This window comes from Kluyvera huaxiensis, assembly GCF_040149365.1.
GTDB classification, from domain to species: Bacteria; Pseudomonadota; Gammaproteobacteria; order Enterobacterales; family Enterobacteriaceae; genus Kluyvera; species Kluyvera intermedia_A.
On the sequence record NZ_JBEFLV010000001.1, the window covers coordinates 250271 to 261687 of the forward strand.

Consider the following 11417-nt stretch of genomic DNA (forward strand, 5'->3'; position numbering starts at 1 on the left):
GTTTGATGTTCCCTGAGAGGGGGCGTTAAATCGCTCTTTTTTGTTTGTGTTCAGCCGAATGTCAGGTATTCCCTCCGTTACGCCTTTGCGAGAACGATTCCACAAAAGATTACGGCGTTACATCTGCCAACATTCGCCTTGGTATGAATCATTTGCGCTGTTTTCATGGATTATCCCATCGTTGGCTTATTTTGGCTGGTCTGTGCTCAGCGAATGGTCAATAATGCCGTCCCGCAAAGGCAACATAAACAAGTGATTAGAGGGATGAAAAAGACAATTTTTGCACTGGCGCTTGGCACTTTTGGCCTGGGGATGGCTGAATTTGGCATTATGGGCGTCCTCCCGGAACTGGCGCATGATGTCGGTATTTCGATCCCCGCGGCGGGCAATATGATCTCCTGGTATGCCTTTGGCGTGGTGATTGGCGCGCCGATTATTGCGCTGTTTTCCACGCGCTACTCGCTGAAGTCAATCATGCTGCTGCTGGCGGCGCTGTGTATTGTTGGCAATATCGTTTTCACCGTCTCTTCAAGCTACGTGATGCTGGCCATTGGGCGACTCATCTCCGGTTTTCCGCACGGCGCTTTTTTTGGTGTCGGAGCGATTATTCTGTCGAAGATCGCGCCACCAGGGCGTGTGACGGCGGCGGTAGCCGGGATGATTGCCGGGATGACGGTCGCTAATCTGGTGGGGGTTCCCGCCGGGACGTGGCTGGGGCATCAATTTAGCTGGCGCTATACGTTTCTGGCGATTGCGCTGTTTGACGCCGCGGTGCTGGTGGCGATCATTGCCTGGGTGCCGACCCTGTTTGACAAATCCGATGCTCGTCTGCGCGAGCAGTTTCATTTCCTGAAAAGCCCGGCGCCGTGGCTGATTTTTGCCGCCACCATGTTCGGTAACGCCGGGGTGTTTGCGTGGTTTAGCTATATCAAGCCATTTATGATGAACGTGTCCGGTTTCTCCGAAGGGGCCATTATGTTCATCATGATGCTGGCGGGTCTGGGGATGGTGCTCGGCAATATTCTCAGCGGTAAGCTTTCTGGCCGCTATAGTCCGCTGCGGATTGCGGCTACCACCGATGGCGTGATTGTCGTGGCGCTGCTGCTGATTTTCCTGCTCGGCGGGATGAAAATTGCGTCGCTGACGCTGGCATTTATCTGCTGCGCCGGGCTTTTTGCGCTGTCGGCACCGCTACAAATTCTACTGCTGCAAAATGCGAAGGGCGGAGAGATGCTCGGGGCGGCGGGTGGACAGATTGCTTTTAACCTCGGGAGCGCGATTGGCGCGTTCTTCGGTGGGCTGATGATTACGCTGAATTTTGGCTGGAATACCGTGGCGTTACCAGCAGCCGCGCTGTCATTCCTGGCGATGACGTCGCTGCTTATCTATGCGCGTTATCAACAGCGTAAGCTGGCTTTGGCTGGTGGATAATAGCGGAAAATTGCCTCTCCCAGGCGGGAGAGGCATAGAGCATTAATGGCGTAAATCAATCACCATGCGGCCACGGATCTGGCCTTGTTCCATCTCTTTAAAGATAGCGTTGATGTCTTCCAGCGGGCGCATGGTGACTTTCGGTACCACTTTACCTTCAGCGGCAAACTGGAACGCTTCGGTCAGATCCTGACGCGTGCCGACCAGGGAACCCACCACTTCGATACCATCTAATACCAGGCGCGGAATATCCAGGCTCATGGATTCCGGCGGCAGGCCAACGGCTACCACGCGGCCACCGGCGCGAACGGCGTCAACGGCGGAGTTAAACGCGGCTTTGGCTACGGCAGTCACGACGGCGGCGTGTGCACCCCCGGTTTTTTCCTGCACGATTTTAGCGGCATCTTCGCTACGGGAGTTGATCACCAGATCGGCACCCATTTCCTGCGCCAGCTTCAGCTGCGCATCGTTAACGTCCAGCGCGATAACTTTGGCGTTAAAGACGTTTTTCGCGTATTGCAGCGCGAGGTTGCCCAGGCCACCGAGGCCGTAAATGGCAATCCACTGACCGGGTTTTATGTTGGAGATTTTCACCGCTTTATAGGTGGTGACGCCCGCGCAGGTGATGCTGCTGGCGGCGGCAGAGTCGAGGCCATCTGGCACTTTGACCGAATAGTCGGCGGTGACGATGCACTCTTCAGCCATCCCACCATCGGCGGTATAACCGGCGTTGACGACTGAACGGCACAGAGTTTCGTTACCGCTGTTACAGTATTCACAGTGGCCACAGCCCTGGAAGAACCACGCCACGCTTGCACGGTCGCCAACTTTCAATGAGGTTACGCCTGGGCCCACTTCCTTAACGATGCCGACGCCTTCGTGGCCGAGGATAACCCCGGTCTTATCACCGAAATCGCCGTTTTTCACGTGCAGGTCGGTGTGACAGACACCACAACACTCCATTTTTAACAGGGCTTCACCGTGCTGGAGAGGACGCAGCTTTTTATCGGTAACGTTAACCTGATGATCGTGAGTGACAACAGCAGCCTTCATAACCTTACTCCTGGTTTATATGTATTTGATAATAATACTCATTAATGATTAGTCATTAATGATGAAATTGCAAGGTGGGAGGGGGGAATAATCTGGTGGGTTTTCAGGCTCATAGCGTTAAGTGTTCATAAAAGTGCCACTAAGTGCTCAACAACTAGTCGATTGCAATCATCTGTAACATTAAAGGGTAGCCCGCCTCATTGGGCTACCCTTGATGCATGTATTGCGACGTGGCGATAACCAGGCCGCCACGTTCTGGACTGGCGCTAACCGATTAACTGATGAATCTGCATAATTTCCTCCTGCCATTGCTGCTGAAGCTGGGGTTTCTGGTGCTTGGGTTTACGCGCCAGATCTTCCTCCAGCCGCTCCTCCAGCATGACCAACCGTTCCAGCAGATCGTCGTCGTTAAACGTAACCACCGTGTTACCAATACCCGGCGGCTGAGTGGGCTCCAGCCGGTCGCTGTTTTTGAACTGGTCGTAGACCGCGTCGGCATCTGGCCACTCGCTGAGCCCGTGCTCGTCAATCAGCCAGAAGCGGTTGCAGCTTTGGCTAATGAGCTGCCGGTCGTGGCTGACCAACAGCAATCCGCCAGGGTAATCACACAGTGTCTGCGCCAGCGCTTCTTTGCCGTCCATATCCAGATGGTTGGTCGGTTCATCAAGCAATAGCAGGCTGTAGCGAGCCAGTGAAAGCCCCACAAAAAGCAGACGCGAACGCTCGCCGCCGCTTAGCGTACTGACTTTTTGCCCATGCCGCGCCCAGCCAAAACCGGCGGAAATCAGTGCCCGTTTGCGTGTTTCTGCCGCGGGCTCGAAGTCTTCCAGTGCGTCGAGCAGGGTGGCGTTATCGGCTAACTGATGCAGCGTTTGGTCGTAATAACCCGCATGCAGGCGCGGATGAAGCCGCAGTCCCTCGTCCGGCGTTTCCTGCTGCATCTGCCGCCACAACAGACGTAATAGCGACGATTTCCCTCCGCCGTTACGGCCCATAATTGCCACCCGGTCGCCGCTTTGCAGTCGTGCAATACCGGTAGTGAACAGCGGTGCTAAGCCAGGCGCTGGCGGGACCGGTAGTTGCTCCATTTCCAGCAGCCTGTCGGCGCGAAGCGCATCGCCATGCAGTGCCAGGGTCCACGGTGTGCCGTGGGTGAGTTCGGTCTGGCTTTCTTTGAGCCGCGTCACCTGCTTTTCCATTTGCTTGGCTTTACGCGACAGATCTTCGTTGTCATACACCCGTCCCCAGGTGGCCAGCCGTTTGGCACTGGCGGTGACGCGGTCGATTTCTTTTTGTTCCGCTTTATGACGTAGCGCGTCGCTTTCATCCTGCGCCTCTAGCGCTTGCCGGGCGGCGGTGCAGGGCAGAGCGAAGGCGTGCAGGCTGTTGTCGCGCAGGATCCAACTGGTATTCGTCACCGCATCCAGCAGCGGATTATCATGAGATACCAGCACGAAGCTGCCGCTCCAGTGAGACAGGAAGCTTTCCAGCCAGAGCAGCGTAGGCAGGTCGAGGTGGTTGCCGGGTTCATCCAGCAGCAGTAAATCAGGCTGTAAGATCAGCGCGCGCGCAAGCAAGAGACGCGTATGCTGTCCGCCGCTCAGAGTTGATGCCGTTTGTTCTATCTCCGGGCTGATAAAACCCATCTCCAGCAATAGCCGTTCGGCCTGCCAACGCTGGCTTTCGCGTGCAGAGACGGGAAGCTGAGCAAGGACGGCATCGATGAGTGACTGATTTAACATGGACGCGGGTAAATGCTGTTCCACCCGCGCCATTAAACAATGGCCGGCGAGTGAGACCTGTCCTGCAGAGGGCGCAATCGTGCCGTCAAGTACCTGTAGTAGGGTACTTTTTCCGCAGCCGTTATAGCCAATCAGGCCGATACGGTCGCCTTTCTTCAGGGTAAAGGTGAGTTGGGTGAAAAGAGGGCCAAACGCCGTCTCAACGTGAAGTGCTTGTGCCGTTAGTAATGTGCTCATTTGCTTACTCAAGAGTTACAGGCATGAGAATGCCTCGTCAAACATCGCTGACGATAACCTGGTAAGCCCGAGGGAAGGGATTAAGAGTAGGTGTCTTCGCTCAAGCCGAAGTTATCGCAGCACGATATCGATAACGCTTGAGCTGGTGCGATCACCAAGGGTATGTGAAATATTAAAATTTTCACAATACAGCATAATTAGCCTCCTTATTTTATTGTCAGGTGAACGGTAAAAGCAGTGTAGCTTTGCGGATAATATAACGCCAGTGAATAAAACATTAGTTACAACATACATTTTATAGATCTTAATAATCCAGTATGTAGCATCGTGCGCGTTAAGGTTAATTAGCCCGGTTGAGTGCCAATGAGGCAACACCAGCCGGGCTAAATATCAATTAGATAGAGGTACGACGATAGCTGCGGTATTCCGGCTGCCAGAAGTTCTCATCAATCGCTTCCTGCAACGCATCGGCGGAAGTATTCGTGGCAACACCCTGTTGCTGAGCCATTTTGCCGACCGCAAAGGCAATTGCCCGCGAAACCTTGTGAATATCCTTCAGTTCCGGCAGAACCAAACCTTCGCCATGAGTGGCCAGCGGCGAGTGTTTAGCTAGCGTTTCACTTGCAGACATCAGCATTTCGTCAGTGATACGCGACGCGCCAGAGGCAATGACGCCAAGACCAATACCCGGGAAGATGTAGGAGTTGTTGCATTGAGCAATCGGGTACACCGTATCTTTCCAGACTACCGGGGCAAACGGGCTGCCGGTGGCGACCAGCGCCTGACCATCAGTCCAACTGATGATCTCCTGAGGCGTTGCTTCTACGCGTGAAGTCGGGTTCGACAACGGCATCACGATAGGACGTGGGCAATGGGCGTGCATTTCACGGATAATTTCTTCGGTAAACAGCCCCGTCTGACCAGATACGCCAATCAAAATGTCCGGCTTCGCGTTGCGAATCACATCGAGCAGAGAAATCTCTTCATTCTCATGCTCCCAGCCCTGAATTTTGTCTTGTTTCTGCGCCAACTTACTTTGGAATGCGAGGAGGTTAGGCATCTGGTCGGTCAGCAGACCGAAACGGTCGACCATAAAGACGCGGCCACGCGCCTGCTCTTCGCTCAACCCTTCACGCTGCAACTGGGAGACGATCTGTTCAGCGATACCACAGCCGGCAGAGCCTGCACCGAGAAACACAATTTTCTGCTCGCTAAGCTGGCTACCTGCTGCGCGACTGGCGGCAATCAGCGTACCAACGGTAACAGCTGCGGTGCCCTGAATATCATCGTTGAAGCAGCAGATTTCATCGCGATAGCGGTTCAGCAACGGCATCGCATTTTTCTGCGCGAAGTCTTCGAATTGCAGCAGCACGTTTGGCCAGCGCTGTTTCACCGCCTGGATAAAGTCATCGACGAACTGATAATACTCATCGTCACTGATTCTTGGGTTACGGCAGCCCATATACAGAGGATCGTTCAGCAACTGTTGGTTATTGGTACCAACGTCCAGCACTACCGGCAGGGTGTAGGCCGGGCTAATGCCGCCACAGGCGGTATACAGCGACAGTTTGCCGATAGGAATGCCCATGCCGCCGATACCCTGGTCGCCAAGGCCCAGAATACGCTCGCCATCGGTGACGACGATCACTTTAATATTGTGATTTGGCACGTTTTGCAGAATATCGTCCATGTTATGACGATTCTGATATGAGATGAAAACACCGCGCGCACGGCGGTAAATCTCGGAGAAACGCTCGCAGGCCGCACCGACGGTAGGGGTATAGATGACCGGCATCATTTCATCGAGATGATTTTCTACCAGCCGATAGAACAGCGTTTCGTTGGTGTCCTGGATATTGCGCAGGTAGATATGTTTATCGATCTCAGTTTTAAATCCCTGATACTGGATCCAGGCACGCTCGGCCTGTTCTTCAATGGTTTCAACGACTTCAGGCAGCAGCCCGAGCAGGTTGAAATTGCTGCGTTCTTCCATGCTGAACGCGCTGCCTTTATTGAGCAGAGGAAATTCCAACAGAACCGGTCCCGCATAGGGGATATAAAGGGAACGATTTTTATTACCTGATAACATCTTACGTCACTCCGTTGTCTTCATTCCAGACCCGCGACGGGCTGGCAGAAACTGCAGCGCGCAAGATTATAGAGCAACGATTAACATGATGGTGACAAATTGGGGGTAAGGGCACAAAAAAGCACACAACTGCTGACTATTTCGCCAGTTTGGTCTTTTGTGCGCTGCCCGACGCCGGTGAGCAAGAATTATATCTACCGTATGGTGATGGTTGATATGGCTTTGTGGGCTAGTAGCAGGGTTCATTGTTAAAATACATAAAAGTGACGCTGTCACGTTACCGATGTTCAGTAGTGACGCCGGGCTAACCCGGCGTTACAGCGTAGTGAGGCTATCGAGCCTGGAACATAATCGTATCGCTTACAAAGCTGCCGTCATCGGCGATGGCAAAATGTGCTCGTACATCATCCGAGACTTTACTTTGCAGGTAGCGAATCGCCTCGACAATATTATCCGGCGTTTTCATTCGCGCCACCCAGGAGGAAAACTCCAGGTGCAGTTTATCGCCGACCAGCTTTTCCACCACCATCCCGCGATTGTTGACCATGGTCAGCCATTGGCCCTGCGAGTAGTTATGAATGTGCGATGGATCGCGCAACATTTCAATGGTCTGCAGCCAGACATCGAGAATCGCTTTTCCCGGCGAGGCGATATCCATCATGATAAACCGCCCGCCGGGCTTCAGCACTCTGCGGATTTCCATCAGCGCGGCCTGCATGTCATGCCAATGGTGCGCGGAGTAACGGCTGATGACGATATCAAAGCTATTCTCGGCAAACGGCAGTATTTCTGCGGGGCCCTGAGCACAGGAGATATTGTGTAAGCCGCGCTTTTGCGCTTCCTGAGCGACCACCGTCAGCATGCCCTCCGACAGATCGTATGCCGTGACTGAATTCACTAATGGGGCAGCCGTAAAACTGGCGTGCCCGGCGCCGCAGCCCACATCCAATAATTTGGCTGAATTATCGTCAGCTAACCATTCGCTCAACCGGCGTAAATCCGCGCCCTGAGCGTGAACGCTGCTCTGTAAATAGGCCGTTGCCTGACCGCTGAACTGCGACTTCACTAATGTTTCATGATGGTTGCTCATACCTGTCTTCCTCTGTTGTTATTTTGTTGTTAAGGCGGACTATACGATGGTATTAATACGGGTACAATATGGCCATTTATACTGGTATATAGAGTTACTACCATGGACAAATCGGGGCTGACTGGGCCAGAAGCGCTGGGCGCTTTTTTACGTGTAAAACGGGAGAACACCTCGCCGGAAAGGCTAGGGATCCCGATAATTTCGCGGCGCAGAACCAAAGGGTTACGCCGCGAGGAAGTCGCGCAGATGAGTGCTATCAGCACCACCTGGTATACCTGGCTTGAGCAGGGGCGCGATATTACCGTGTCGGCACAGACCCTATCGGGGATCGCCAGTGCATTACAGCTGACACCAGCCGAGCGCGAGTATCTGTTTTTGCTGGCGCACAAGAGCGACCCAATGAACGAGCGGGTTCCAGCCGTTGAACCAACGATTCTGGCAACGGTTAACTGTGTCTCGCAACCCTGCTATCTGCTCGATCTCACCTGGCAGGTGTTGGCATGGAATAAAGGCGCCGAGGCGTTATTTGCCGGGTGGCTGGATGTTGACGATGCTCCTAATATGATGAGTTTTATGTTCCAGCATCCGCTGGCGCGTAAGCTGGTCGATAACTGGGAAGCCCGCGCCAGACGCATTGTGGCCGAGCTGCGTGCCGATGCTATTCATTATCCAAATGATACGGTGTTGAATGCTTTTGTGCAGCAGATGAACGAAAGCAGCCGTGACTTTCGCGAATTCTGGTCACAACAGCAGGTGATTGTAAGGGAAGGGGGCGAACGCTTGTTTCATCATGCCGGGAAAGGCGATCTGCTGTATCGCCAATTAAGCTGGCAGCTGACCAGCAACCGGGCATTAAAGATGATTATGCTGATTCCTGAGGGCGAGAACGACCAGACGCAATGATCATTAAGTGACAACGTCACCTATACGTGTGGTTTTATCAGCGAAACAACCGGGATTTAGCCGGAAAAAGATGCTGAACCCATCCGTCTATGTGCAGCTCCGTACTTTTTGTTGCGTTCATGTTAATTCTGCAATAGCATCCACGCTTTCGGAGTTCGAAAATGTCTGTTGCCGATTCACTTCTCGCTTTTTCTTTTGCCGCCTTACTCCTTACCTTGACTCCAGGGCTTGATACCGCACTCATCCTACGAACCTCAACGGCCGAGGGTGGGAAAAAAGCTTTTCAGGCCGCCTTGGGGATCGATACCGGCTGCTTTATCTGGGGCGCATTGGTGGCTTTTGGGCTTGGTGCGGTGCTGGCGACGTCGGCGTTACTGTACGATATTCTCAAATGGTGCGGCGCCGGATATCTGTTCTGGTTGGGAATACAGTTGCTGCTGAGGCCACGGCAAACCGCCGCAAACCTGCCGTCTGAAGGGCGACGCCCGGAGAGTGGATTTGTTCGTGGAATGTTGAGTAACGTTCTTAATCCTAAAATGGGCGTGTTTTACGTTTCATTCTTGCCGCAATTTATTCCCGCCGGATACTCACCGATTATTTGGACCTTTCTGTTGGTGGCCATTCATGTTGCTATCGGAACTTTATGGTCATTAACGCTTATCCTGGCGACACGTTATGCCTCACGCGTTTTACGTAAGCCACGGTTTGTTAGGGGAATGGATCAAGTTACCGGCGGAGTATTTATGCTGTTCGCGCTGCGACTTGTGTTTAGCCATCGCTAGGTAATCCGCGCGGTTCAAGCTGAGATTAGAGAAAAATGGGTAGCCTGATGCTACCCATTTTTTTACGCGGTTAACTGTTCAACGACATCAGCCACCGGGGTAATAGTTTTGATACCGCCGATCCCGGTACCCAGCGAGATATAGCCTTCGTCGGTATTGCCTTCCAGCATACCAAGTCGCAGTCCGCGCAGGCCACCCATCGCGTTGCCTATCTCTTCTTTGCTGGCTCCCGCTTTATCCATTTCCATCAGTTTGCTCGTCAGCTTGCCCGGCAAAGAACGATAAAAGTCAGGCAGGGTGCGGAACAGGTTCAGATCCAGCCCATTTGCGGCGACGATTTTCTCTTTGATTGACAGCGGTACGCGGCTTTCTTCAGTACTAATAAACACGGAACCCGCAAATACACCCTCTGCACCCAGCGCATGAGCCGCACGGGCGGTACGTTTATCGACAATCCCGCCGGCCGCCAGCACAGGGACATTTTCCACCGCGTCGGCAATCATCGGCACAATAGAGAAGGTGCCCAGCACGTTACCCGGCAGCGTCCCGCCTTCATCAAACCCGGTGGCGACGATGATATCGGCTCCCGCGCGTTCTGCTTCACGGGTGTTTTCCGGCGTAGGGTTGATATCGCGGTAGATAATGGCAATCCCCGCAGCTTTTAGTTCGTCAAACAGCGCCGGAATAATGGCACCTTCGCCATATCCGGTATAAACCACCGCGCGGACGCCTTCTTCTTTAATGACCTTAAGAATAGGCGGGGTCCAGATATCATTCTCCGGCGTGGGGATCAGGTTTACGCCAAAGGGTTTTTCGGTCAGTTTTTTCGTTTTACGGATCTCTTCACGCATTTTCTCAGCGGTGGCCTCTGGAGTAGAGACTGCGGTTTGCGCGGTTAACCCGGCATTCGGCCCCAAAACGCCCAGCCCGCCAGCGTTACTCACGGCAGCCACCAGACGCGCGTCGGTCAGCCATGATAATGGCCCTTGAATCACCGGTTTTTCGATACCCAGAATCTGACAAATACGGTTGGTTTTCATAATGTTATTTCCTTGTTACAAGCAGGGATATGCTGGAATGCGGGCAGTGTAGGCCACCTGATTGTTTTGAAAAATAGTGAAAATTGTTCTTCACTATTATTAAATGGATAACAATATTGTCCGTTATATAAGTGGGCTTGCGTTATGCAAATGAATCTATTTGAAAATATTAAGATTTTTATCGAAATTGTTGATTCTGGCAGTTTTACCCAGGCTGCGGAAAATCTACAGATTCATCGTCCTGCGGTGACAAAAGCGCTCCAGCAGCTAGAGCAAGAAAGTGGCGTGCGTTTGCTTCAGCGCACCACGCGGCGTATCAATCTGACCTCGGAAGGGGAAGAATTTTATCGCCGCAGTAAGCCATTACTGGCGCAGGCGGATGATTTGCTGGATTCGTTCGCGCCCGAGCGGCCGCTTCATGGCCAGCTGCGCATTGATATGCCCATTGCGTTCGCCCGCCAAATTGTGGTTCCAAAATTGCCGGCGTTTTATCAGGACCATCCCGATCTGGAGATTATTTTAAGCAGCTCTGATGTGCGGCGAGATCTGCTTCGCGACGGCCTCGATTGCGTATTAAGGATGGGGGGCACTGGATGATGGTGATTATGTCGCCAGAAAGCTTGGCGATATTAGGATAACAACCTGCGCTAGCCCAGCCTATATTGCGCAGCACGGTATGCCGCAGACACTTGAAGATTTACAGCATCACCAGGGGGTTAACTGGATTAACAGCAACAGTCGTCAGGTCATGCCGTGGCGTTTTCAGCATGAAGCTGGAATAGAGGAGATATCTATTCCGGGTAAACTCATTCTCGATAACTCCGAGGTATATATTGCGGCAGGCATTACCGGACTCGGGTTATTACAGGGCATGAACTTCTTCTTACAACCTTATATCGATAGTGGTCAGTTGGTCGAGGTTTTACCTGATTTTCCATGCCCATCACGCAGGCTATCACTGCTTTACCCGCACCGACATTTATCGCATAAGGTGAGGGTGTTTGCTGAATGGCTGGAAGGGCTGATTGCGGAACTACGCTAATAAATGCC

General features: G+C 52.9%; 8 protein-coding genes and 1 pseudogene. 4 read left to right on the forward strand and 5 right to left on the reverse strand.

The features are described from left to right. The first annotated feature begins 264 nt into the window (after positions 1-264). Positions 265-1431 (forward strand): MFS transporter AraJ, encoded by a 1167-nt coding sequence (gene araJ, locus ABOC97_RS01245; RefSeq protein ID WP_349593054.1) that lies wholly within the window; start codon positions 265-267, stop codon positions 1429-1431. Between the two features lie 42 nt (positions 1432-1473). Here araJ and adhP read toward each other — a convergent pair whose 3' ends face one another. From adhP to ABOC97_RS01265, 4 genes are all read right to left on the reverse strand, one after another. Then, positions 1474-2484, reverse strand: coding sequence for an alcohol dehydrogenase AdhP (gene adhP / locus ABOC97_RS01250; protein ID WP_349593057.1), 1011 nt, complete (start codon positions 2482-2484; stop codon positions 1474-1476). Positions 2485-2750: 266 nt separating this feature from the next. Further along, positions 2751-4463 (reverse strand): ATP-binding cassette domain-containing protein, encoded by a 1713-nt coding sequence (locus ABOC97_RS01255; RefSeq protein ID WP_349593059.1) that lies wholly within the window; start codon positions 4461-4463, stop codon positions 2751-2753. Between the two features lie 394 nt (positions 4464-4857). After that, positions 4858-6552: an NAD-dependent malic enzyme gene (locus ABOC97_RS01260; RefSeq protein WP_349593062.1), complete on the reverse strand. Its 1695-nt coding sequence runs from the start codon at positions 6550-6552 to the stop codon at positions 4858-4860. Positions 6553-6883: 331 nt separating this feature from the next. Then, positions 6884-7642, reverse strand: a complete 759-nt coding sequence (locus ABOC97_RS01265; protein ID WP_349593065.1) for a class I SAM-dependent methyltransferase — start codon at positions 7640-7642, stop codon at positions 6884-6886. A gap of 102 nt (positions 7643-7744) precedes the next feature. Here ABOC97_RS01265 and ABOC97_RS01270 point away from each other — a divergent pair, with 102 nt between their 5' ends. Continuing rightward, positions 7745-8545: a helix-turn-helix transcriptional regulator gene (locus ABOC97_RS01270; protein ID WP_349593068.1), complete on the forward strand. Its 801-nt coding sequence runs from the start codon at positions 7745-7747 to the stop codon at positions 8543-8545. Between the two features lie 161 nt (positions 8546-8706). Continuing rightward, on the forward strand, positions 8707-9327 hold the full coding sequence (locus ABOC97_RS01275) for a LysE family translocator (protein ID WP_349593071.1): 621 nt from the start codon (positions 8707-8709) through the stop codon (positions 9325-9327). Between the two features lie 62 nt (positions 9328-9389). On the opposite strand, the gene ABOC97_RS01280 is transcribed toward ABOC97_RS01275, so the two are convergent. After that, positions 9390-10367, reverse strand: coding sequence for an NAD(P)H-dependent flavin oxidoreductase (locus ABOC97_RS01280; protein WP_349593073.1), 978 nt, complete (start codon positions 10365-10367; stop codon positions 9390-9392). 150 nt (positions 10368-10517) lie between these two features. Between ABOC97_RS01280 and ABOC97_RS01285 the strand changes: the two are divergent. Continuing rightward, positions 10518-11409, forward strand: a pseudogene (locus ABOC97_RS01285) (LysR family transcriptional regulator). The last annotated feature ends 8 nt before the right edge of the window (positions 11410-11417 follow it).